This is a genomic window from Novosphingobium subterraneum (assembly GCF_000807925.1).
In the GTDB taxonomy this organism is placed as follows: Bacteria; Pseudomonadota; Alphaproteobacteria; order Sphingomonadales; family Sphingomonadaceae; genus Novosphingobium; species Novosphingobium subterraneum.
Genome location: NZ_JRVC01000004.1, coordinates 14,044 through 37,471, shown reverse-complemented (window position 1 = coordinate 37,471; position 23,428 = coordinate 14,044). Strand labels below are relative to the sequence as shown.

At 63.4% G+C, this 23,428-nt stretch carries 20 protein-coding genes; 11 read left to right on the top strand and 9 right to left on the bottom strand.

Annotation, left to right across the window (positions count from 1 at the left end; genetic code table 11):
* Window positions 1-57: 57 nt before the first annotated feature.
* Both gorA and pgi read right to left on the bottom strand, forming a co-directional pair.
* Window positions 58-1,428 carry a glutathione-disulfide reductase gene (gene gorA / locus NJ75_RS04880; RefSeq protein WP_039332045.1) on the bottom strand — a complete coding sequence of 457 codons (1,371 nt, stop codon included), beginning with the start codon at window positions 1,426-1,428 and terminating at the stop codon, window positions 58-60.
* Window positions 1,429-1,515: 87 nt separating this feature from the next.
* Window positions 1,516-3,039 (bottom strand): glucose-6-phosphate isomerase, encoded by a 1,524-nt coding sequence (pgi, locus tag NJ75_RS04875; RefSeq protein ID WP_052242016.1) that lies wholly within the window; start codon window positions 3,037-3,039, stop codon window positions 1,516-1,518.
* 155 nt (window positions 3,040-3,194) lie between these two features.
* Between pgi and lepB the strand changes: the two genes are divergently transcribed.
* The 5 genes from lepB (at window position 3,195) to NJ75_RS04850 (ending at window position 8,253) form a co-directional block, all read left to right on the top strand.
* Window positions 3,195-4,067 (top strand): signal peptidase I, encoded by an 873-nt coding sequence (lepB, locus tag NJ75_RS04870; protein ID WP_236727058.1) that lies wholly within the window; start codon window positions 3,195-3,197, stop codon window positions 4,065-4,067.
* Complete coding sequence (rnc, locus tag NJ75_RS04865) at window positions 4,040-4,738, top strand: ribonuclease III (RefSeq protein ID WP_039332361.1); 699 nt, start codon at window positions 4,040-4,042, stop codon at window positions 4,736-4,738. Before lepB ends, rnc begins: the two co-directional genes overlap by 28 nt.
* A 61-nt stretch (window positions 4,739-4,799) precedes the next feature.
* Window positions 4,800-5,705 (top strand): GTPase Era, encoded by a 906-nt coding sequence (gene era, locus NJ75_RS04860; RefSeq protein ID WP_039332043.1) that lies wholly within the window; start codon window positions 4,800-4,802, stop codon window positions 5,703-5,705.
* Entirely contained in the window at window positions 5,693-6,517 is an 825-nt protein-coding gene (locus tag NJ75_RS04855) for an SGNH/GDSL hydrolase family protein (RefSeq protein WP_039332042.1), read from the top strand. Before era ends, NJ75_RS04855 begins: the two co-directional genes overlap by 13 nt.
* Before the next feature lie 185 nt (window positions 6,518-6,702).
* Window positions 6,703-8,253: a hypothetical protein gene (locus NJ75_RS04850; protein ID WP_156135708.1), complete on the top strand. Its 1,551-nt coding sequence runs from the start codon at window positions 6,703-6,705 to the stop codon at window positions 8,251-8,253.
* 18 nt (window positions 8,254-8,271) lie between these two features.
* Here NJ75_RS04850 and topA read toward each other — a convergent pair whose 3' ends face one another.
* The 3 genes from topA to plsY all read right to left on the bottom strand — a co-directional run bounded on the left by topA (window position 8,272) and on the right by plsY (window position 12,640).
* Window positions 8,272-10,872: a type I DNA topoisomerase gene (topA, locus tag NJ75_RS04845; protein ID WP_039332040.1), complete on the bottom strand. Its 2,601-nt coding sequence runs from the start codon at window positions 10,870-10,872 to the stop codon at window positions 8,272-8,274.
* A gap of 86 nt (window positions 10,873-10,958) precedes the next feature.
* The gene (gene dprA, locus NJ75_RS04840; protein ID WP_039332038.1) at window positions 10,959-12,074 is read right to left on the bottom strand and encodes a DNA-processing protein DprA; all 1,116 of its coding nucleotides are present in this window, start codon (window positions 12,072-12,074) and stop codon (window positions 10,959-10,961) included.
* Complete coding sequence (gene plsY / locus NJ75_RS04835; RefSeq protein ID WP_082013283.1) at window positions 12,071-12,640, bottom strand: glycerol-3-phosphate 1-O-acyltransferase PlsY; 570 nt, start codon at window positions 12,638-12,640, stop codon at window positions 12,071-12,073. Before plsY ends, dprA begins: the two co-directional genes overlap by 4 nt.
* Window positions 12,641-12,734: 94 nt before the next feature.
* On the opposite strand from plsY, the gene murI reads away from it, so the two are divergent.
* The 5 genes from murI (at window position 12,735) to NJ75_RS04810 (ending at window position 17,074) form a co-directional block, all read left to right on the top strand.
* Window positions 12,735-13,547, top strand: a complete 813-nt coding sequence (gene murI, locus NJ75_RS04830; protein WP_052242012.1) for a glutamate racemase — start codon at window positions 12,735-12,737, stop codon at window positions 13,545-13,547.
* Between the two features lie 26 nt (window positions 13,548-13,573).
* Entirely contained in the window at window positions 13,574-14,491 is a 918-nt protein-coding gene (locus tag NJ75_RS04825; RefSeq protein ID WP_039332035.1) for an MBL fold metallo-hydrolase, read from the top strand.
* Window positions 14,492-14,631: 140 nt separating this feature from the next.
* Complete coding sequence (hemA, locus tag NJ75_RS04820; RefSeq protein WP_039332033.1) at window positions 14,632-15,852, top strand: 5-aminolevulinate synthase; 1,221 nt, start codon at window positions 14,632-14,634, stop codon at window positions 15,850-15,852.
* A 117-nt stretch (window positions 15,853-15,969) separates the two neighbouring features.
* Window positions 15,970-16,653, top strand: a complete 684-nt coding sequence (locus NJ75_RS04815) for a nitroreductase (protein ID WP_039332031.1) — start codon at window positions 15,970-15,972, stop codon at window positions 16,651-16,653.
* Between the two features lie 37 nt (window positions 16,654-16,690).
* Window positions 16,691-17,074, top strand: coding sequence for a YkvA family protein (locus NJ75_RS04810; protein WP_039332029.1), 384 nt, complete (start codon window positions 16,691-16,693; stop codon window positions 17,072-17,074).
* A 57-nt stretch (window positions 17,075-17,131) separates the two neighbouring features.
* Here NJ75_RS04810 and NJ75_RS04805 read toward each other — a convergent pair whose 3' ends face one another.
* From NJ75_RS04805 to NJ75_RS04790, 4 genes are all read right to left on the bottom strand, one after another.
* The gene (locus NJ75_RS04805) at window positions 17,132-18,355 is read right to left on the bottom strand and encodes a type III PLP-dependent enzyme (protein WP_039332027.1); all 1,224 of its coding nucleotides are present in this window, start codon (window positions 18,353-18,355) and stop codon (window positions 17,132-17,134) included.
* Window positions 18,356-18,527: 172 nt separating this feature from the next.
* A complete protein-coding gene (locus tag NJ75_RS04800) occupies window positions 18,528-19,754 on the bottom strand; it encodes a serine hydrolase domain-containing protein (RefSeq protein WP_039332025.1) in 1,227 nt (408 codons plus the stop codon).
* A 41-nt stretch (window positions 19,755-19,795) separates the two neighbouring features.
* Window positions 19,796-20,995 (bottom strand): carboxynorspermidine decarboxylase, encoded by a 1,200-nt coding sequence (locus NJ75_RS04795; RefSeq protein WP_039332024.1) that lies wholly within the window; start codon window positions 20,993-20,995, stop codon window positions 19,796-19,798.
* 108 nt (window positions 20,996-21,103) lie between these two features.
* Window positions 21,104-22,309 carry a saccharopine dehydrogenase family protein gene (locus NJ75_RS04790; protein ID WP_039332353.1) on the bottom strand — a complete coding sequence of 402 codons (1,206 nt, stop codon included), beginning with the start codon at window positions 22,307-22,309 and terminating at the stop codon, window positions 21,104-21,106.
* 91 nt (window positions 22,310-22,400) lie between these two features.
* On the opposite strand from NJ75_RS04790, the gene NJ75_RS04785 reads away from it, so the two are divergent.
* A complete protein-coding gene (locus tag NJ75_RS04785; protein WP_039332023.1) occupies window positions 22,401-23,411 on the top strand; it encodes a threonine ammonia-lyase in 1,011 nt (336 codons plus the stop codon).
* Window positions 23,412-23,428 lie beyond the last annotated feature (17 nt).

Genomic DNA, 23,428 nt, shown 5'->3' with positions numbered 1-23,428 from the left:
GTCAGGGGGGAGTTGCCCGTTTGCCTGCGAGAGTTGGAAAACGGGCAATTCTCCGGATTATCGCATCAGAACAAGCTCTTCCGCCATTGACGGGTGCAAAGCCACCGTCGCATCAAAGTCAGCCTTGGTCAGCCCCGCCTTCACCGCAATCGCCGCCGCCTGAAGGATCTCCGGGCTGTCCGGCCCGATCATGTGAATGCCCAGCACCTTCTCGGTCGAGGCATCGACGATCATCTTGTAAAGCCCGCGCTCAGGCCGATGCCCGAAGATGTTCTTCATCGGGCGGAAGTCGGACGAGTAGACCTTGATATTGCTGCCAAATGCTTGACGCGCCTGGCTTTCTGTCAGGCCCACGCCCGCCAGCGGCGGCTGCGAAAACACCGCGCTGGGGATGGCATCATAGCTCACCGCAGTGTCCTTCCCGCCGAACACGTGGTCGGCAAAGGCCTGGCCCTCGCGGATCGCGATAGGCGTAAGCTGCACGCGGTTCGTTACGTCACCCACGGCATAGATGCTGTCGCACGCAGTCCTGCCATGATCGTCGACCGGAATCTCGCCCGTCGAACCCAATGTAATTCCGGCGTTTTCCAGGCCAAGGCCATCGGTCTTGGGCCGACGGCCGGTCGCCACCAGCACCACGTCGGCGTGGATCGGATTGGGTTGCTTGCCGACATAGACGTCGAACGATCCATCGTCCCGCTTCTCCACACGATCGAACGGACAATTGAACTTGTATTCGATCCCGCGGGCCATGGTGATCTGGAGCAGGCGGTCCCGGAGGGATTCATCGTACCCGCGCAGGATCGTCTCGCTGCGATTGACCACCGTTACGTGACAGCCCAGCGCATTGAAAATCCCGGCGAATTCCATCGCGATATAGCCAGCGCCAGAGATTACGACGCGCTTGGGTAACTTCTCGAGATGGAAAACCTCGTTCGAGGTAATGCAGTGCTCGCTACCCGGAAATTCGGGCATCACCGGCCAGGCGCCGGTTGCGATCAGGATGTACTTCGCGCTGATTTCCCTGCCCGACGCCAGCCGCACGCTGTGCGGCCCCGCCACCTCTGCGCGCTCAAGGAAACGTTCGACCTTGTTGGTCTCCAGCGTGTTGGTGTAGGCCGTGTTGAGCCGGTCGACATCCCGGAGCACAGCGTCACGTAACGTCGGCCAGTCGAACGTCATCTTCTCGACTGTCCAGCCGTAGTTGGCCGCGTCCTGCAGTTCCTCGGCGAAATGCGATCCATAGACCAGCAGCTTCTTGGGCACGCAGCCGCGGATCACGCAGGTGCCGCCGACGCGGTATTCCTCAGCCACCGCCACCCGCGCGCCATGGCTCGCGGCAATGCGGCTGGCGCGCACACCGCCCGATCCTGCACCAATCACGAAGAGATCGTAGTCGAAGTCCTGCCCGGAAACCTGCTCAGCCATATGCACTCCTGTTGGTGAAGCGCATATGGCCTCTGGTCTCGGCCAAGACCAGAGGCATTTAGGCGATATTGTTAGGCTTGCAAACTATCAGCCGCCAATTCCTGCAGCGGAGAGAAGTGCTTCCGTCGACGGATCGAAGCCAGCGCCGCCGCCAGCCTCGATCTGCTTTGCAATCGCCTTGCCCAGCTCGACGCCGAACTGGTCGAACGGGTTGATTCCCAGCATTGCGGCCGAAACGAACGTGCGGTGCTCGTGGAACGCGATCAGCGCGCCCAGCGTGGCAGGGTTCAGGTCATCGCACAGGATCGTCGCCGAAGGCCGGTCGCCGGGATAGGCACGGGCACCGTCGTCAGACGCCTTGCCCGCCATCAGCGCTGCCCCTTGCGCAAAGCAGTTCGACAGGAGAATCTCATGGTGGGCCGGGTCAAGATCGTGACCAGGCGTTTTCACGGCAAGGAAGTCCACCGGGATCAAGTGCGTGCCCTGATGGAGCAGCTGAAACACCGCATGCTGCGCATCGGTGCCGACGCCGCCCCACGTTACCGGCGCGCTGGCGCGGGTCAGAGGAGAGCCATCGGCGAGCACGCTCTTGCCGTTCGATTCCATTTCGAGTTGCTGGAGATAGTCGGGCAGCAGCTTCAGCCGCTCGTCATAGGCGAATACCGCGCGCGTCTGGCAGCCTCGAACCTGCGTGTAATAAAGGTCGGCGAAGGCCGCGCGCACCACGATGTTCTCGGCAAGGTCGGCGTCGATGAAGTGCCGGTCGATCGCTGCAGCGCCATCGAGGAACTCGGCAAAGCCTTCCCAGCCGAGTGCCATGGCCACCGGGAAGCCGATCGATGACCACAGCGAATACCGTCCGCCCACCGTTTCCGAAAACGGCAGTACGCGGGTTTCATCCACGCCCCATTCGACTGCCTTTTCGGGAGATGCAGTGAGCGCAATCACGCGTCCGTAGGGATCGGCGACACCGCCCTCACGCAACCACTCCAGCGCCGAATGCGCATTGGTCATGGTCTCGGTCGTCGTGAAAGTCTTGGAGGCCACGGCAATCAGCGTCGTCTCGGGATCGCAGGCCTTGATCGCAGCCTCAAGCGCACAGCCGTCGATGTTGGAAACGACATGAACGGCAACTTTCGCCCCTTCGCGGGTCAGAGCATCGATTGCCAGCGCCGGCCCAAGCGCCGATCCCCCGATGCCGATGTGGATCAGGCTCTTCACTTCGCCCAGCGCGCCTTCGTGGATGGCTTCGACGAGCATCCGCATCCGGGCATGCAACGCCTCGGCCTCCTCGACACTGGTGTCCTTGCCGACCCCGCGTTGCGCGGTGTGCTCGGCAGCGCGGCCTTCGGTGTTGTTGATCTTTTCGCCCGCAATCAGAGCATCGCGCTGCCCCTCAAGGTCCATCGCGGCTGCAACCGAGCCGAACAAGGCTTCGACTTCCGGCGAAATGTGCGTCTTGGACCAGTCGAAGATCACCGGGCCGCCGGGCAGATCCAGCGTGGTCGAATAGCGTGTTAGCCGCGCGGCGTCGGAAAACAGAGTCTTCAGGGTTGGCCGCGGCAACTTCTCCAGTGCCGTCCAAAATTGCTGTGCGTCGCCTGCCGACATGTCCAACCTCATCCTTTCGCAACTGCGTAATGGCCCTAATGCCCTCTCGGGGACGCCGCGCCAAGCGCGCTGTTCATCGCCGCGCAAGCTGCGCAGACGTATTTCGCCGCTGTATTATACAAACAACACACTTGACGAAGGGCCTTGCTGGCAACATGACCGCGACGATGAACGACACGCCCGAAGCCAGCAGCCCCACTCCGGTAGAGCCGGCCGCGCCCGCACCTGCACCGGCGAAACCGAAGAAGGAAAAGAAGGAGGACAGCTTCCCTGTCTTCCTGATCAAGCTGGTGATCGTCGTCGCGATCTTCCGCAGCTTTATCTTCTCGCCGTTCAACATCCCGTCGGAATCGATGTTGCCGCGGCTCGAGAATGGTGACTATCTCCTCGCCGCCAAATGGCCCTACGGCTACAGCAGCTACTCGCTGCCGTTCAGCGTGCCCCTGCTGCCCAAGCGCATTTTCGCCAGCCAGCCAGAACGTGGCGATGTTGCCATCTTCAAGGCGCCTCCCGGCAATGATGTCGACTACATCAAGCGCGTGATCGGCCTGCCCGGCGATACCGTACAGATGATCAACGGCGTGCTGCACCTGAACGGACAGGCCGTGCCCAAGGTGAAGGTCGAGGATTTCGTCATCCCCGTCAGCCCCAACACCGATTGCCTCTCGGCCGAATTTGTCGTGACCGAAGCTGATGGCAGCCAGACCTGCCATTACCCGCAATTCCGCGAGACGCTGCCGAACGGCAAGAGCTACAACGTGCTCGACCTTGGCCAGCGTGATGCCGACAACACCGTGCCGGTCGTGGTGCCAGAGGGCCAGTTGTTCATGATGGGCGACAACCGCGACAACTCAATGGACAGCCGCTTCCCGGCAATGGAAGGCGGCGGCATCGGCCTTGTCCCTCAGGAGAACCTCGTTGGCCGCGCGACGGTGATGATGTGGTCCACCGATGGCAGCGCCAACTGGTTCCTGCCCTGGACCTGGTTCACCGCGGCGCGCTGGAACCGCATCGGGGGCACGTTCTGAGCGCGCTGCCGCCTGAAACGCTGGGCTACCTTACGGACCTTACCGGGGGGGCACCGACACGCGTCGATCTGTGGACCGAAGCCCTCACCCATGGCTCGATGGGCGAGGCACGCGATTACCAGCGCCTGGAGTTTCTTGGCGACAGGGTGCTGGGCCTTGCCATTGCCGAGTGGCTGCATGAAAAGAGCGATGCCGCCGAAGGCAAGCTCTCGCAGCGGCTCAACGCCCTGGTCAGCCGCGAAACCTGCGCCGATGTTGCACGCCATATTGCCCTCCCCAGCCACATCCGGCTCGGCAAGCAGGCGCGCGATGATGGCGGGACGCAGAGCGACAACATCCTGGGCGACGTGATGGAAGCGCTGATCGGCGCTCTCTTCGTCGAACGCGGGTTCGATGCCGCACGCGCTTTCGTGCGCAGGGTGTGGGACAAGCCGATGGCCACAGGGACCGGCCAGCGCAAGCATCCCAAGGCTGCTCTGCAGGAATGGGCAGCAGGCAACCGCCGCAAGCCCCCGGTCTACACTCTGGTCGCGCGCGAAGGACCCGATCATGCGGCCCGGTTCACGGTCTCGGTCGAAGTGAAGGGCGTCGGCACGGCCAGCGCCACCGGCAGCAGCAAGCAGGAGGCCGAAACCTCCGCCGCCCGCGCCTTCATGCAGGATTTCGGCTAAATCTAGCGGCGCGCGCCCATTTGGCCTAAGATGGCCGCAACTCTTCTGAAGAACTGGAATAATGACCGAAAAATGTGGCCTCGTGGCCGTCCTCGGCGCACCCAACGCCGGCAAGTCGACCCTCGTCAACGCGCTCGTCGGCCAGAAAGTGGCGATCGTATCACCCAAGGCGCAGACCACGCGCGCGCGCCTCATGGGCATTGCGCTGGAGGATATCGGCGAGGACAAGGCGCAGATCATCCTGGCCGATACGCCCGGCCTGTTCGAACCACGTCGCCGCCTCGACCGCGCAATGGTCAGCGCGGCATGGGACGGCGCACAGGAAGCCGACGCGATCCTGCTGCTGGTCGACGCGCGCAAGAAGAAGCGCGACTATCTCGAACCCATTCTCGAAACACTCAAAGGGCGACCGGAACGCAAGCTCCTGGTGCTGAACAAGGTGGACTCCACGCCAAAGGAACCGCTGCTGGTCATGGCCGAGGCGCTGACCCAAGAAGCCGAGTTCGACGAGGTGTTCTTCGTCTCCGCGCTCACCGGCGATGGCGTGCCCGAACTCAAGCAGCGCCTTGCCGCACTCATGCCCGAAGGCGCGTGGCATTATCCCGAAGACCAGGTGTCGGATGCCAGCGAACGCCTGATGGCTGCAGAGATCACCCGCGAGCAGCTCTATCGCCAGCTTCACGACGAGCTGCCCTATGACAGCACCGTGCGGCCGGAGAAGTATATCCAGCGAAAGGATGGCTCGGTAGAGATCCACCAGCAGATCGTGATCGCCCGCGAAACCCAGCGCGCGATCGTGCTGGGCAAAGGCGGAGCGAAGATCAAGGCAATCGGTGAAGCGGCGCGCAAGGAACTGGCGCAACTGCTGGACACCAAGGTACATCTCTTCCTTCATGTGAAGGTCGACGAGCGTTGGGCCGACGCCAAGGAAATCTACGAGGAAATCGGACTCGAATGGGTAAAGTGATGCGGCTTGCTCTTGCAGCGCTTGCGCTTGTTGCCTCCCCAGCCCTTGCCGGACCCGCCCCGCTTCCGGAAGGCGCGCGGTATGTGGCGCTGGGCAGTTCTTTCGCGGCCGGCCCGGGCGTTGGCCCCAACACGCCCGGCACGCCGGATCGCTGTGGCCGGGGAACCCTGAACTATCCCAACCTGCTGGCGACAAGGCTGAAGCTTTCGCTGGTTGACGCCACTTGCAGCGGCGCAACAACCGAACACGTCCTCGGCCCGTGGAAGGAAATACCGGCGCAGATCGAGAGCGTTACCGCCGATGTCCAGCTTGTCACTGTAACCATCGGCGGCAACGACGTAAACTTCGTCGGCAACATCTTTGCCGCAGCGTGCGAGCTGATGCCGACACCGGATGCGCGCTGCCAGAAGTGGCGCGACATCGGCGAGGACGTGTGGAAGGCCGACGAGGAGCGCATGCGCCGCATCGTCCGCGAAGTGCGCCAGCGGGCTCCGGAAGCACGCGTTGTCTTCGTCGACTACATCACTGTCCTGCCTCCCAGGGGTACATGCGCCTCCCTTCCGATCAGTGTCGAGCGGATGAACCAGAGCCGCCACGCGGCGAAGCGTCTCGCCAAGCTGACTGCCAAGGTCGCGCGTGAGGAAGGCGCCGAACTCTTCCGTTTCTCTGCGATGTCGAAAGATCACGCACCCTGCTCGGCCAATCCCTGGAGCAACGGCCTCAATGCGCCGTCGGGGGACGGCATCCCGATCCATCCCAACCGCGCCGGTCATGAGGCCGCAGCTGAGGGTCTGGCCCGGTTTCTGCGCTGACCGGCGATCGTTACTAACGGTTCGTCGGCCGCACAGGGCAGTTTGTCGCCGTTCTCTGGCTTTGTTGCACTGCAGCACGGAATTGACATCGACAATTGACGTTTGCCCCCTAGCGTCGCCCGCGCGAAGGGAACGGGCAGCTCGCCCGTTAACGTCCCGGGTGCAATGGTGGACGGAGTGCGAGCATGAACGAAACTGGCGGCGTTTTGGCAGCGGCCACAGTAGGCGCGCTGTCCGGCCGGTCTTTCCCATCCGCCATCAGGAACTTGCGCAGGCCCAAGGTATTGCCCGCCTGGCTGCTAGAGGCCGCCGGGTTCGCCCTGATCTTCATGGTCACGCGCAGTTTTCTCTTCGGCAATCCGGTGGTCCATATCGACGAGCAGTTCTACCTGTTCGTCGCGGAACGCATGCGCGATGGGGCGGTGCCCTATGTCGACATCTGGGACCGCAAGCCGATCGGCCTCTTCCTGCTTTACGAAGCGCTGGCTTCGCTACCGTTCGATCCTGTGATTGCCTATCAGGTCGGCGCAGGCATCAGCTTCACGCTGACGGCCATGGTCCTGACCCGGTTGGCGCGCGAAATTGCCTCTCCAAGGGCCGCGTGGCAGGCTGGTGCCGCCTACGTCCTGTTCATGCCGATCTTCAATGCCGGCATGGGACAGGCGCCGGTCTTCTACAACCTGCTCGTCGCCATGGCGGCATGGGGTGTGGTCGACAGCGTCAAGCGCCCTGAGCACCCCCCGCTGATCTGGCGGGGCTGCCTCGTCATGCTGCTGCTGGGGCTTGCCATCCAGATCAAGTACACGGTGATATTCGAAGGTGCCGCGTTCGGCCTGATCCTGCTGGCGCGCGGCTTTGCCGATGTCTGGTCGTTCAAGCGCCTGGCTGCAACCGGCCTGCTCTGGATTGGCGTTGCGCTCTTGCCGACGCTTGCCGCGATGGCCTGGTATGCCGGAATCGGACAGCTCGATGCCTTCATCTATGCAAATTTCGTCTCGATCTTCGATCGCGGCTCGGATGGCTGGGTCTCGTACTGGCGCCTCCTCAAGGAAGTTGTGGTCCTGACGCCGTTCTGGCTGGCGATCTTCAGAGCACCCAGGATGTTCGATACGTTGGCCGGGGCCAACCTGGTCGGCCACCGCGTGCTCGCTCTCTGGGGTATGGCAGCCTGCACCGGGTTTCTCGCTTTCGGCACGTGGTACGACCATTACGTATCGCCCGTGCTCATGCCGCTTGCGGTCCTGGCCGCTCCGGCCTTGGCGCGTGCGACGCCAGGTGAGCGGTGGTATGGCCGCCTGCTGCTCGGATTTGGCGCAATCGCTGGCGTGGTGGTGATGCTCTATCAGCTTAATCAGCACGGAACTTCCAGGCAGTACCAAGCGATGAACGCGGCAATCGCCCAGGAACTGCACGCGGGCTGCCTATATATCTACGAAGGCGAGATGGCGTTCTATCGGACGACCAACACCTGCCTGCCGACACGGTGGATCTTCCCCAACCACCTCAATACTTATGTCGAAGCCCCCGCAATCGGGGTCGATCCTTCCGCCGAACTCGCGCAAATCCTGGCCAGCAAGCCCGGCGTGATCGTGATGCGCGGCCTGAACAAGAAGCTTTACCTGCCAAACATGGACACGCGGCGCATGATACAGACGGAACTCGCCCGCAAGTATGAACGCTATGCCCGTGTACCTCTGGGCAACAAGGAATACTGGCTCTACCGGCCGCGCCGTTAAGCGCGACCGGTAGAAAGCTTACTCGGCGCTTTTCGCAACCTTCTTCGCCGGCGCTTTCTTTGCCGCTGGCTTCTTGGCCGCTTCCTTTTTCGGCGCGTCCTTCTTTGGGGCCGCCTTCTTGGCCGGGGCCTTCTTCGCGCCCTTCTTGCCCTTGGCCGGGCCCTTCGCAGCCCGCTCGTCGATCAGGGTGATCGCCTCTTCCAGCGTCAGTGCTTCGGGCTGCTTGTCCTTCGGCAAAGTCGCATTGGTGGTGCCATCGGTGACATAGGGACCATAGCGCCCCGCCATCAGCTTGATCTCACCGCCAGACGTCGGGTGTGCACCAAAAACCTTGAGCGGTTCGGCTGCCGTCCGGCCCCCACGCGCACCCGCGCCCGCTGCTGCCGCAGCGAGATGCATGACGGCAGCGTTCATTCCGGTCTCGAACACCTCGCTTGTTGACTTCAGCCTCGCGTACTTGCCGTCATGTGCGAGATAGGGCCCGTAGCGGCCAATGCTCGCCGTGATCGGATTGCCGCTTTCAGGATGCTTGCCCACCTCACGCGGCAGAGACAGCAGCTTGAGCGCCCACTCCAGATCGAGTTCGCCGATGTCCTTCGGGATCGAAGCACGCTTGGCCTCCTTGCCCTCGCCCAACTGGATGTAGGGACCGAAGCGGCCAGCCTTGCGCACGACTTCAAGTCCTGTCTCCGGATCCTTGCCCAGAACGCCGTCCTCGCCACCATCACCGTCTGATCCGCCGGGCTGCGCAAACTTGCGGGTGTACTTGCACTCCGGATAGTTCGAGCAGGCGACGAACGCCCCGTAACGTCCACCGCGCAGCGAAAGGCGTCCCGCCTCGCACTTGGGACAAAGCCGCGGATCGCTGCCGTCCTCGCGCGGCGGAAAGAGGTAGTCGGACAGGAATTCATCCAGTTCGGCCGTCACCTCGCTCGGCTTCTTCTCCATCACCTCGTCGGACTTGGGCTTGAAGTCGCGCCAGAACTCGGCAAGCACCTTCTTCCATTCGGCACGCCCGCCCGACACATCGTCAAGCTCCTCTTCCATGCCCGCAGTGAACTCGTAAGCCACGTAGCGGGTGAAGAAGCGCTCAAGAAACGATGTCAAAAGTCGGCCCGATTCCTCTGCAAAGAAACGGTTTCTCTCGGTCCGAACATAGTTCCGGTCCTTGAGCACCTGCAGCGTCGCGGCATATGTCGACGGTCGGCCAATGCCCAGTTCCTCCAGGCGCTTCACCAGGCTCGCTTCCGAATAGCGCGGCGGCGGCTGGGTAAAGTGCTGCGTTGCATCGACACCGCGCTTGGCCGGCGTGTCGCCCTTGTTGAGCGAAGGCAGCAGGCTCCCATCCTCGTCATCGCCATCGGCCTTCTGGTCGCGGCCTTCTTCGTAGACGGCAAGGAAGCCGGGGAACTTCACCACCTGCCCCGTCGCGCGCAGCTCGTGCTTGCCGGTCCCGTCGCGCAGCGTCACGCTGGTTCGTTCGATATTGGCAGAGGCCATCTGGCTCGCCATCGCCCGCTTGTAGATCAGGTCGTAAAGGCGCGCCTCGTCGCCCGAAGCATAGCGATCCTTCGAAAAGTCGGTTGGCCGGATGGCTTCATGTGCTTCCTGAGCATTCTTCGCCTTCGTCTCGTAATGACGGGGTTTTTCGGGAAGGTAATGCCCGTCATACCGGTCCGAGATCGCCTTGCGCGCCGCCGAAATCGCGCTCGGGTCCATCTGCACGCCATCGGTACGCATGTAGGTGATCGCGCCCGCTTCATACAGCGTCTGCGCCACACGCATGGTGTGGCTGGCCGAGAAGCCAAGCTTGCGCGCGGCTTCCTGCTGCAAGGTCGATGTGGTGAACGGCGGATAGGGATTGCGGCGCGTCGGCTTCGTCTCGACGTCCTCGACGCGGAACGTGCCAGCCTCGACCACGGCCTTGGCCTTCATCGCGGCCCCTTCGTCACCCAACGTCAGCTTGTCGAGCTTCTGGCCATCGAACTTGACGAGCCGTGCGGCAAATTCCGTCCCGCCCTGCTCGAGCCGAGCAATGACCGACCAGTATTCCTGCGCCTTGAAAACCTCGATCTCGCGCTCGCGCTCGACGATGAGGCGCAGGGCCACCGACTGCACGCGCCCTGCCGACTTCGCGCCGGGCAGCTTGCGCCACAGCACCGGCGAAAGCGTGAAGCCGAACAGGTAATCGAGCGCGCGGCGGGCGAGGTAGGCATCGATCAGGTCCTGGTCGAGCTCGCGCGGGCGCTTCATCGCATCGGTCACCGTCTGCTTGGTGATTGCATTGAAGGTAACCCGCTCCACTTCCTTCGGAAGTGCCTTACGTTTCTTCAGCAACTCCCTGACATGCCAGGAAATTGCCTCACCTTCACGATCAGGGTCGGTCGCCAGGATGAGGCGATCGGCATCCTTGGCCGCATCGGTGATGGCTTTCACGCGGGATTGCTTGTCCCCGTAGAGTTCCCAGTCCATCGCAAAGTCCTCGTCGGGACGGACAGAACCATCCTTTACCGGAAGATCGCGGATATGACCGTAGGAGGCGAGAACCTTGAAGCCGGGGCCGAGGTACTTCTCGATGGTCTTGGCCTTGGCCGGGGATTCAACAATGACAAGCTGCATGGCGATGAAAAGCAGTCCTTACGTGTACGTACGCGCGAGGGTGGGGATTGGCTTCGCGGTTCGTCAAGCGGATGGTTGGGCAAGGCTCAGGACATTAGGCTTACCCGCCCTGCTGCGTGACGAACCAGCCTGCCCGCCAGTTCCAGTTCGAGCAATGCCATTTGCACCGCGCCTGCACTCGCGCCGCTCTGGCGGATCAGTTCGTCCACCGCTACCGGAGCCAGCGTCAGCAGGCTGGCAATATCCGCAGCCTCGTCTTCGAGTGCAGCCTCGTAGGCCGGAGCCTTCTCACGGAAGCTCGAACGCGGCTGACCGTTGAAGCCGACCAGCAGTTCCACCACATCTTCATGCCTTTGCACCAGAATTGCCCCTTCCCGGATCAGCTGGTTGCAGCCGTGCGAACGGCTGTCCAGCGGCGATCCGGGAATGGCCATGACCTCGCGTCCCGCCTCTGCCGCCAGTCGCGCCGTGATCAACGAACCGGATTTCGGCGCGGCTTCCACCACCAGTGTCCCGGTGGCCAGCCCGGCGATGATGCGATTGCGATGCGGAAAGTGGCGGGCGAGCGGTTCGGTGCCCGGCGGCATTTCCGCGATGAGCAGCCCCTCACAGGCCACCTGTTCCTGCAGCTCGGCGTTCTCGGGCGGATAGCTGATGTCGATCCCGCTGGCGATCACGCCGACCGTACCGCCGCCATGCTCCATGCCTGCCAGCGCGCCGCGATGGGCTGCCGCATCGATCCCGCGCGCCAGCCCGGAGATCACGGCGTACCCTTGGCCGGCCAGAGCAGTGGCAAAGTCGCGCGATAGCTTCACCGCGGCGGCCGAGGCATTGCGCGCCCCGACCACGGCAACCGAAGGCCGCTGCAGCAGCGCCACGTCTCCCCGGACCGTCAGGATTGGCGGAGGGCTTTCGAGCTCGGCCAACAGAACGGGATAATCCGGCCCGTCATGGAACAGGTAGCGGGCTCCGGCCTTGCGCACCAAAGCGATCTCGCGCTCAACACGGTCGATGGCAGCCGGACGGTAGGGCGCCCCGCCCCGCGCTGCCAGATCAGGCAAAGCCTCTAGTGCGGCGCTGGCCGTGCCGAAGCGGCGCAGCAACTGGGTGTAGCTGACCGGTCCGATATTAGGCGAACGCAGCAGGCGGATGCGGGCGAAGGCCTCGTCGCGAGAGAGGGTGGCTTCAGCCGCCGCGCTCACTTCTTGCTGCCGACCCTGGGCTCGGTCCCGGCGCGGAGGCGGGCAATGTTCTCGCGGTGCAGAAACAGGACAAGCAGCGCCAGCAGCGCCAGGACGGGAGCGTACGCGGTGCAGCCCAGAAGCAGCGCTGCAGCCGGAGCAGCAAGAGCGGCGCTCATCCCGCCCAGCGACGAAATGCGGCTGGCGAAGAGCACGCCGAGCCAGACCACTGCATAAGCAAGGCCGATCGGCCAGGCGAGCCCCAGCGACACGCCCATCATCGTCGCCACGCCCTTGCCGCCCTTGAACTTCAACCAGACCGGGAAGCAATGGCCGAGCACGGCGGCAAGCGCTGCCAGCGGCTCGCTTCCCGGCCAGAGGTGGCGAGCCAGCAGCACCGCCGCCAGCCCCTTGCCCATGTCGAGCAGGAGCGTTGCTGCGGCGACGCCCTTCTTGCCGGTGCGCAGCACGTTAGTCGCCCCGATGTTCCCTGAACCGATGGCGCGCAGATCGCCACCCCCGGTCAATCGCGTAAGGACGAGGCCGAAAGGCACGGAGCCAAGCAGATAGCCGACGAGCAGGGGCATGAGCGTTTCCACGCCCCGCTCATATCCTGTCCCTCCACAAAAGCGAAAGAGGCCACTTTCCATTTTATCGCCATTCCCGATACAAGCCCGCCAGATGACCGCTTCTCCCCAACCCGATGCCGCCGCTCCGCTGCTCCTGTTCGATTCGGGCGTGGGCGGGCTTTCCGTGCTGAAGAAGGTGCGGAACGTCCTGCCCGCTGCGCCGGTGATCTACGTCGCAGACAATGCCGGTCTGCCCTATGGCGACAAGACCGAGGCCCAGATCGCAGCGCGGGTCTCCGGGCTGCTCGGCAGGCTGACCGAGCGCCTCCGCCCGAGGCTGGTGTGCATCGCTTGCAACACCGCTTCGACCATTGCGCTGGCCGCCGTGCGCGAGGTGCTGGAAGTGCCCATCGTCGGCACCGTACCGGCGATCAAGCCCGCTGCGGCCATGACCAAAACCGGCGTCATCGGCCTGCTCGGCACGGCTGCCACGATCCGGCAGGCCTATGTCGATCGACTGGAGGCAGAGTTTGCCAGCGAGAAGCTGCTCCTGCGCCATGGCGCGCCCGAACTGGTCGCTGCAGCGGAGGCCAAGCTGCGCGGCGAGACGGTCGATCCGTCCATCTACCGCCGCGCCGCACAAGCGCTGAAAGAGATGCCCGGCGGCGACCGGATCGATACCGTCGTCCTTGCCTGCACGCATTTTCCACTGGTGCAGGATGAACTTGCCGAGGCCTTCGGGCCTGGCGTTCAATTCGTGGACGGTTCGGATGGCATCGCCCGCCGCATTGCCTACCTGACGCAGGGCCAGTCATGGCATCGCGCCGGGCCGGATCTTGCCCTGTTCACCCGCGATGGCGAAGACGTGGCGGCCCTGCGTCGGGCTCTGGCGCGGCACGGGCTTGATCGGATAGAGACGTTTTGACGCAGGCACGACCGGGAGGACAGGCCTTGGGCAAGATTTCCAAGTTCATGATCGTGCTGCTGGCAGTTCTCGGCTTTGCCTATTACTGGCTTCTGGTGAACGCCGGACCGCAAGTGCCGGCACGCAGGATTGACCTTGGTGCACTGCGCAAGGCGGCCGATGGCATGAAGGGCGACAAGCCCACGGCCATCACCTTTGCCACAGTGGCAATGCGCGATGTTCCCGGTGCCGCGCTGGCTGCCGGCACGGGCCTGCGACAGATCACCAGCGCCATCACGGCATGGCGGATCGAGACTCCCGAAGGCGGCATCGTGATCGATCCGGGCATCTCGGAGGTCGACGCCCGCAGCATGGGCTTCGAGGCATACAGCCCGCGGGCTCAGCAGTTGGTGAACGTGTGGATGGATCGTGCCGCGATGATCCTGTTCACGCATGCGCACATCGATCATGTGGGTGGATTCCTCGATCACCCCCGCTTCAAGAGCATCGAAGGAAAAGCCGTCGTTTCTGAAGGCATGATGGGCAATATCAACGCACTCTGGCGCGAGAATGCCCGGCTGCTCCACGCCCCGCGCAAGTTCGCCGCGATCGAGGCAGTTGCCCCGGGCGTGGTGCTGATCCAGACGCCGGGGCACACTCCTGCCTCGGAAATGATCTACGTGCGTCTCGCCTCGGGCCGGGAATACATTTTCGCCGGAGACACCGCGTCGCTCGCCGCCAATGTCGAGATTCCAACGCCGCGTTCGCGCCTCCTGGCGGACTGGCTGGTGCCTGAGGACCGCTCCTCCGTCATGGGCTGGCTGAAGGGGCTGAAGGCTCTGAAGAAAGAACATGAAGGCCTCGTGATCGTCCCTTCCCACGACGCCGAATGGGTGATGCCCAAGGGGCCGGAGTATGGGATCACGCTTGCGCCGGAACTACGTAAGGCCAGGACAACCAAATAGCTCCGACTTTCGGGCAGTTATGCCAAATGAGGCTGGCAATGCGTTTTGAACAGGCGTAGAAGCCGCCCATTCGCCGGTGGCCCAACGGGATCGGGCCTCGGGAGCGCGGATGCGCTTTCGTTGCAGGAAGGAGCGGCGGGGTGAATTACGATCAGGTTTTTGATTCTGCGATCGAGCGTCTGCACTCCGAAGGTCGCTACCGCGTCTTCATCGACATCCTGCGCAACAAGGGCGCCTATCCCAATGCGCGCTGCTTTGCCGGACACAATGGCCCGAAGCCGATCACGGTGTGGTGCTCGAACGATTACCTCGCCATGGGCCAGCACCCCAAGGTGATCGAGGCGATGGAAGAGGCGCTGCACAATGTCGGCGCCGGCTCGGGCGGCACGCGCAACATCGGTGGCAACACGCACTACCACATCCAGCTTGAGGAAGAGCTGGCCGACCTGCACGGCAAGGAAGGCGCGCTGCTGTTCACCTCGGGCTACGTCTCGAACGACGCCACGCTATCCACGTTGGCCAAGATCCTGCCCGGCTGCGTGATCTTCTCGGACGAGCTGAACCACGCTTCGATGATCGCGGGCATCCGCAATTCGGGCGCGGAAAAGAAGGTGTTCCGTCACAACGACGTCGAGCATCTCGAACAGCTTCTGGCAGAGACGGACCCCGCCCTGCCCAAGCTGATCGCTTTCGAATCGGTCTATTCGATGGACGGTGACGTCGCCCCGATCCACGCGATCTGCGACCTTGCCGAGAAGTACAACGCACTGACCTACATCGATGAGGTCCACGCTGTCGGCATGTACGGTCCGCGCGGCGGCGGCATCACCGATCGTGACGAAGCTGCCCACCGCATCGACATCATCGAGGGTACGCTGGGCAAGGCCTTCGGCGTCATGGGCGGCTACATTGCGGCTGATCGCAAGATCATCGATGTGATCCGCTCCTATGCCCCCGGCTTCATCTTCACCACCTCGCTTTCCCCGGTGCTGGTCGCAGGCGTCCTCGCCTCGGTCCGCCACCTCAAGGCGTCGAGCGAGGAACGCGAAGGACAGCAGGCCGCTGCAGCCTATCTGAAGAAGGCTTTTGCCGACGCGGGCCTTCCGGTCATGCCCTCGACCACGCATATCGTGCCGCTGATGGTCGGCGATCCGGTCCGCGCCAAGAAGATCAGCGATATCCTGCTCGCCGAATACGGCGTCTACGTCCAGCCGATCAACTTCCCCACCGTCCCCCGCGGCACGGAGCGCCTGCGCTTCACCCCCGGCCCTTCGCACACCGAGGCGATGATGGACGAGCTGACCGAGGCGCTGGTCGAGATCTGGCAGCGCATGGAAATGGAAATCCAGAAGGCGGCCTGATCTTTGCGCTTCTGCAAGTCAAAAAGCCCTCCCCAACCGGGAGGGCTTTTTCGTTGGGCTTGCCTTTCCTGCCCCCGGCGCTAACCTTAACCGATCAATTAAAGGCCGGGAGAGTGCATGTCGGTTCTGTCCTACGACGAAGTGGTCCTCGGTCGCCGGTCGATCCGCGGCTATCTCGACAAGCCGGTGCCGCGCGCATTGATCGAGGAAATCCTCACGCTGGCGATGCGCGCTCCCAGTTCGATGAACACCCAGCCCTGGCACTTCCATGTCGTCACTGGCGAATCGCTCAACCGAATTCGCCAAGGCAATACCGAGCGCATCCTCGCAGGCGAGCCTGACAGCCGCGAGTTCCGCAAGGGCAACCCCTTCGCCGGCGTTCATCGTGACCGGCAGGTCGAAGTTGCCAAGCAGCTGTTCGGCGCCATGGGCATTGCCCGCGACGATGCGCCCGCGCGCCAGGACTGGGTGCTGCGCGGCTTCCGCCAGTTCGACGCACCGGTCTGCGTTATCGTCACGTATGACCGTGAGCTATCCGGCAGCGACGATACTGCGTTTGACTGCGGCGCCGTAACCACCGCACTCGTCAACGCGGCATGGTCGCGCGGCCTCGGCTGCGTGATCAACTCGCAAGGCATCATGCAATCCCCGGTCGTGCGCGAACATGCCGGCATCCCTGACGATCAGGTCATCATGAAAGCGGTCGCGCTGGGCTGGCCCGATCCTGAATTCCCCGCCAATGCAGTCGTCAGCAAACGCAAGAGCGTGGAGGAAGCCGCCCGGTTCGTCGGCTTCGACTGAAGCTTGTAACCGCGGCCCGCGCTCCTACTTCGAGCTGGTGGCAGTAAAGGCACTCCAGGATCTCAAGGCATGGGCCCGGCGCATCAAGTGTGATGTGGTGGCCCTGTGGCTTGCCGCGCGCGATCCGCGCGTGCCGGTTGCAGCTAAAGTCGCCGCCGCCATCATCGCCGCCTATGCCCTGTCCCCTATTGACCTCATCCCCGATTTCATCCCGATCCTCGGCTATCTTGACGACGTGATCCTCGTGCCGCTTGGCATCGCGCTTGCCGTCAGGATGATCCCCGCACCGCTCATGCAGGACCTGCGCGAACGTGCCAGCGCAGTCGGCAAGCCACGCTCAACCGGCGGGCTCATCGCTGTCATGGTACTGTGGCTGGTTGCCGCGGCAGTCATCTATCGCGCCGTCTTCGCACAGCCGTAACGAGAAAGGCCCCACCTCGCGGCGGGGCCTTCGTTGTTTGCTCAATCGCGCCGGCAATCAGCGCAGGGAGACCACGTTGTCCGAAACGCGCGGATCGCGACGATCGCCCCGATACTGGCTCGACATCGGCTCGTCAGTCACTTCGAACACTTCCGTGGCGCCGAAGCCGTTGAACGCGGTCTTCATTGCCGCGCCATAGGCGCCGAGCATGCCGATCTCGATGTAATCGCCAACCTTCATGTCCACCGGCAGTTCGAACGGACCTTCCATGTGGTCCATGTCGTCGCAGGTCGGGCCATAGAAGCTGAACGGCTCCAGCTCGATCTCGGTGTCGATATCGTTCGCTACCTCGTCGCGCAGCACGCGGACGGGGAAGCGCCAGCCGACATGGGCCGCGTCGAACAGCGCGCCATAAGCGCCATCGTTGATGTACAGCTCGGCGCCGCGGCGACGTTCGACGCGCACGATCATCGAGTTGTATTCCGCGCACAGCGCACGGCCCGGCTCGCACCACAGTTCGGCCGAGTAGGAAACCGGCAGCGATTCATAGGTACGGTCGATCACGCCGAAGTAGTCTTCGAGCGGCGGCGGTTCCATGCCCGGGTAGATCGAGGGGAAGCCACCGCCCACGTCGATGATGTCGACAAGGACCGAAGCATCGACGATCGCGGCACGCACACGCTCCAACGCCTGCACATAGGCATGCGGGCTCATCGACTGGCTGCCGACATGGAAGCACACGCCCAGCGAGTCCGCCACCTGGCGGGTCGCCTGGAGCAGTTCTGCCGCATTGGCCAGATCGCAGCCGAACTTCGAGGCGAGGCTCAGCTCCGAGTATTCCGACGAAACGCGCAGGCGCACGCACAGCGTCAGGTCTTCGGGCACGTTGCCCTCCGAGTCTGCCGTCGCAGCCTTGATCTTCTCCAGCTCCTCGATCGAATCGAGGCTGAACACTCGCACGCCATAGGTGTGATAGGCTTCGCGGATCGCAGCCGGAGCCTTCACCGGATGCATGAAGCACAGCACTGCCTCGGGCAGCGTCTCGCGCACCAGGCGCACTTCCGCGATCGAGGCGACGTCATAGTGCGTTACGCCCGAATCCCACAGGATGCGGATCAGATCGGCCGACGGATTCGCCTTCACCGCATACAGCGACTTGCCCGGAAACTTCTCGACGAAGAAGCGGGCAGCGCGCGCGGCGGCGTGCGGACGGTTCAAAATGGCGGGTTGTTCAGGCGCGGAGGCGCGAACTACAGCCAGTGCGTCAGGATGGATGTGCAACTCAAGGGACCCCCAAACGGAACGTTGAACGAAGCTGCCTTGCGGTTTGGAAGTCCCCATGGGGCAGCGAGAGGGGGGTAAATAAGGCCCTGCGCATGAATCTCAAGTGAAAATAACGCTGCCCAAAAGTCCTGTCAGGAAAATGAAACAAATCCAGACAGATCGCGAAAAATCAGGAACTTAATGCTTCGGCCAGTGCAGCCCATGCCGGGAGTGACAGCGGATCGTTGGCGCCATTGGCAGCTGTGGGGTGCGATGCGAATCGTGCCACCGTCATTTCCGCTGCAGGATCGACCCACAGAGTCTGCCCGTGGATGCCCCGCGCGGAGAAGCAGCCGCGGTTGTTGTTGCTGATCCACCACTGGCTGCCATAGCTCCAACCCGGCAGTTGCGGATAGCGGTTGCGGTCGAAATGCGCCGGCTCTCCGCCATGCGTCGCCCGCTGCACCACGGCTTCGGGAATGACCCCCAGCCCGCCAAGGCGCATCGCCTCGCCAAACCGCGCCAGGTCCTCCAGCCTCAGGTTCAACCCGCCACCGGCAAAGGCCGTTCCCGCCTGGTCCACGATGAGGTCGGCATCGCCCCGCATGCCCAGCGGCCGCCAGATCCGCTCCGACAGCACCTCGGCAAAGTGCTTCCGCTCGATCCGCGCAATCATCCACGCCAGCACTTCGGTATTGGGCGTGCGATAGGTGAAGCCTGTCCCGTGCTGACCCGCCTTGCCGATGCGGGGCAGGTACGACGCAAGATCAATCGGCCCGGCATAGTCCACCGGCCTCGGCGTCAGCCCAAGAGCCGCACTGTAGGCCCCGATGCCAGAGTTGGGATCGGCATAATCCTCGGAGAAATCGAGCGCGGTGGTCATGTCCAGCACCTGGCGCACCGTCGCATCGCCAAACCCGCTCCCGGTCAGTTCCGGCAGGTAATCCGACGCCAGCGCCGCAGGATCAAGCCTGCCCTCCTCGACCAGCATCTCGGCAAGCGTTCCGACGAAGCTCTTGGTTACCGAAAAGGCGATATGCCTCGTCTCCGGCCCGGTCACGCCGAACCAGCGCTCGAACACCACCTTGCCGCGGTGCAGGACCAGAATGCCATCGGTGAAGGCCTGCGTCAGCGACTGTTCCAGCGACATCGGCTCATCCGCATTCAGCGGTACGAAACGGATCTGCCCCAGCCCCTCGTCAATTGCCCGTTCAAGCGCCTTGCTCTCGTCCCCCGCGGCCACACGTCGCGAGGGCACGAACTGGCGCATGTTGGAATAGGACCAGCGGATCATCGGAAACCGCATGTGGTCCGCGCGCGAGGCGAGCAGGATCTTGTCGGCAGGCGGCGGCGAACCTTGCATCCAGCCCATGCGCACCGGATCGCTCGTCACACCATCGAGCAAATCGCCCGCCATTGCCTTCTCCCGCCAACATTGTTGTCAGCAGGCAGCATGCCTCAGGAAAGACGGTCGCGGAAGTCCTCGTAAGTGAAGCCGCGCACCTTCTCGAGCGCATCGCTCTTGCTGTCCCACAGCCAGATCGACGGCAGTGGCACGCCGTTGAAGGTCGTGGTCTTGACCATCGAGTAATGCGCCTGATCGAGAAACGCAAAGCGCGTGCCCGGCTGCGCCAACCCGGGCTTGCGGTAATCGCCGATCACATCACCCGCGAGGCACGAAGGCCCGCCAAGACGCACCGGAGCGCCTCCCTCCCCGCCATCCTCGTACTCGTCGATGGGCAGTTCGCCCAGCATTGCCGGACGATAAGGTGCCTCGATCACGTCGGGCATGTGGCAGGTCGCCGAAATGTCGGTAATCCCAAGCTGCATCCCGTTCCAGTGCGTGTCGAGTACGGTGCCGACCAGAATTCCCGCATCCAGCGCCACGGCCTCGCCCGGCTCCAGATAGATCTCGCAACCCGTGCGCGCCTTCACCTCACGCAGGAATGCGATCAGGTCCTCACGCTGGTAATCGGCGCGGGTGATGTGGTGGCCGCCGCCGAAGTTCAGCCACTTGAGCTGCCCGAAGTACGGCGCAATCCGTGCCTCCAGCGCCTCCCATGTGCGCTTCAATGGCTTGAAATCCTGCTCGCACAGCGTGTGGAAATGCAGGCCCGATACGCCTTCCAGGTGTTTTGGCAACAACTGATCCACCGGGAAGCCCAGACGCGAATGCGGCGCGCAAGGGTCATAACGCGGCACCTCGCCCTCGGCGTGCAGTGGATTGATCCTCAGGCCGATGTCGAACTTGTCTCCGACAGCCTGCGCTGCCGCGATCTCGCCCGCAAAGCGCGCATGCTGGCCGGGCGAATTGAAGATCACATGATCCGATAGCCGTAGGATCTCGGGCAGATCCTCAGCTTTGTAGGCCGCGCAGTACGTCGCGATCTCGCCCGAATAGTGCTCGGCCGCCAGCTTGGCTTCCCACAGGCCGGACGTGCACACGCCGTCGAGATACTCCCCGACGATCGGCGCCACCTTCCACATCGAAAACGCCTTGAGCGCCGCCAGCAGCTTGATCCCGGCGCGGTCCCGCACGTCGGCCAGCACCGCCAGATTGGCCCGCAATTTCGCCGCGTCCACGACGAACGCCGGGCTATCCACCCGGTTCAGGTCAAACTGCGCAAAAGCCCCCGGATCGCCCGCTCTGGTTTCCATGCTAAGCCTCACTTCAAAACAATGGACCCCCGCGCAGGCGGGGGCCCCATTCCGTCCAAAACGGCATCAGACGTGGAACGCCCCCACCTTCGCGGGGACGCAGAAAGATCAGAACGCCAGCGGACCCGCCAATTCCTTCACCTGCCACGGTAGCCCGTGCTTGTTGAGCATGTCCATGTAGGGATCAGGATCGAACTGTTCCATGTTGAACACGCCGGCGCCCGACCAGATGCCCTGCACCATCATCGCCGCGCCGATCATCGCGGGCACGCCGGTGGTGTAGCTCACCGCCTGGTTGCCGGTCTCGCGATAGGCGTCCTCGTGGTCGCAGATGTTGTAGATGTAGAAGGTCTTCTCTTCTCCATCCTTCAGGCCCGTGGCGATATCGCCGATGTTGGTCTTGCCCTTGGTCGTGGGGCCGAGCGAAGCCGGTTCGGGCAGCACCGCCTTGAGGAACTGCAGCGGGATGATTTCCTTGCCCTCGTAGATCACCGGATCGATCCGGGTCATGCCCACGTTCTGCAGCACTGTGAGGTGCGTGATATAGGCATCGCCGAAGGTCATCCAGAAGCGGATGCGCTCGATCTCGGGCAGGTGATGCGCGAGACTTTCGAGTTCCTCGTGGTACATCAGGTACATGTTCTTCGGGCCGACTTCCTCGAAGTCGAACTGCTGGCGGATGGTCAGCGCCGGCGTCTCCACCCACTCACCGTTGAGGTAGTGCCGCGCAGGCGCGGTCACTTCGCGGATGTTGATTTCCGGATTGAAGTTGGTGGCAAAGTGCTGGCCATGATCGCCGCCGTTGCAATCGAGGATGTCGAGCGTGCGGATAGTGTCGAGCTTGTGCTTCTTCAACCAGGTGGCAAAGACGCTGGTCACGCCCGGATCGAAGCCCGATCCCAGCAGCGCCATCAGGCCCGCCTCCTTGAACTTGTCCTGATAGGCCCACTGCCACGAATATTCGAACTTGGCCTCGTCGATCGGTTCGTAGTTCGCGGTGTCCATGTAGTTGACGCCGGCAGCAAGGCAGGCGTCCATGATGTTGAGATCCTGGTACGGCAGCGCGAGGTTGACGACGAGGACGGGCTTGACCTCGTTGATCAGCGCCGTGGTTGCGGTAACGTCATCCGCGTCGATCTGGTAGGTGTCGATCGTGACTCCGGTGCGCTCCTTCACCGAAGCAGCAATGGCATTACACTTGGACTTGGTGCGGCTCGCCAGCGCAATGCCGGTGAAGATGTCAGAATTCATCGCCATCTTGTGGACCGCGACCGAGCCGACGCCGCCTGCGCCGATGACGAGAACTTTTGCCATGATTGCTCCAAATGCCATTTGTCCCGTCGCGTTCCGGACCTCTCGATCGAACGCGCAGGACATTCATGGGCAGGCCCTTTAGAGTAGAGCCATGACAAACCCAAGTCCCGATATTGGCCCAAGTACTTCTGTCGCAACACGCGCTCCCACCCGCGCAGGGGTCCTTCGCGCTGCGGAAAAGATGGCGCAGCTTCTGCCGCAAACGCCGCTGCTTCCGCTTGAACTGCCGAACGGCGGAACCGTGTGGTGCAAGGCCGAATGCCTCCAGCCCGTCGGCGCCTTCAAGATTCGCGGCGCGTGGCACCGGCTGTCTGACCTGACCGATGACGAGCGCAGCCGCGGCGTCATCGCCGTATCGAGCGGCAACCACGCGCAAGGCGTGGCCTGGGCCGCCCGCCGGCTCGGCATTGCGGCCCGGATCGTGATGCCCAATGACGCGCCGCAAGTGAAACTCGCCGCCACGCGCGAGCTTGGCGCAGACGTCGTGCTCTATGATCGGCCCGGCGGCGAGGATCGCGATGCCGTGGCCGCTACACTTGTTGCGCAAAGCGGGGCAACGCTTGTCCATGCCTTTGGCGATCCATGGGTGATTGAAGGTCAGGGCAGCGCCGGAATCGAACTGGCCGCGCAGATGGAATGTTTCGCCGATGGCGGGCCGACCCGCGTCGTCACGCCCTGCGGCGGCGGCGGCCTTGCTGCCGGTCTCGCCCTTGCCCTGCCCGACGCCGAGATCGTGCCCGTCGAACCCGATGGCTGGGACGATGTCGCCCGGAGCCTCGTCAGTGGCGCGATCCAGCGCGTCCCTCGCGACGCCCCTCCCACAGCGTGCGACGCGCTGCAGACGCCCGCCACCTTCCCCATCAACTTCGCCGTCCTCTCCGCGCGGGGCCTCAGGGGCTTGAGCGTAACCGAAGCGGAAGTGCGCGCCGCCCAGCGCTATGCCTTCAGCAAGCTGAGGCTGGTCGTCGAGCCGGGCGGAGCAGCAGGCCTCGCCGCGTTGCTCGCCGGCAAGGTGGCAGCAGATGGCCGTACCGCCGTCCTGCTCTCGGGCGGCAACGTCGACCCGGCCGCCTTTGCCCAAGTGATTGCGCACCACGGATAAGTTGCATTTGACAATCT